The 343-nt window shown below is 65.6% G+C and carries 1 protein-coding gene; it reads right to left on the bottom strand.

All coding sequences use genetic code 11. The annotated features are described in order from the left end of the window. A partial coding sequence (locus AC0IYH_RS30160) for an NAD(P)H-dependent oxidoreductase (RefSeq protein WP_471837790.1) occupies nt 1–323 on the bottom strand: 323 nt, incomplete at its 3' end. Nucleotides 324–343: the final 20 nt, after the last annotated feature.

Below are 343 nucleotides of genomic sequence, written 5' to 3'. Positions count from 1 at the left end.
GAGAGCGGCAGATGGTCGATTTGCGTTTTGATGATGCCCGTGACCAGGCCGTGCCGTTCGGGCGAACACCACACATGACCTTCCGACCACATCGACAGCTCGCGTAGTTCGTGGACGGCGGGATGATCGTCGCCGGCGACCTGATCGGGCAGCGGCAGCGCCGAGGGATCATAGATGCGCGTCTCGCACCCGAAGAATTGCAGCAGCCGCGCCGCTTCCTCGACACACAGCCGCGAGACCGACCGCTCGCGCAGAGAGCCGTAGAGCAACAGGATACGCGGCGGGGGATCACCCGCGCCGAGACCGAGGGCGGGCCGTTCGATTGCATAGCGCCGATCAAGCG

It is taken from the genome of Pseudomonas sp. AC463 (assembly GCF_979253585.1).
This window is presented reverse-complemented; position numbering and strand designations above follow the sequence as displayed.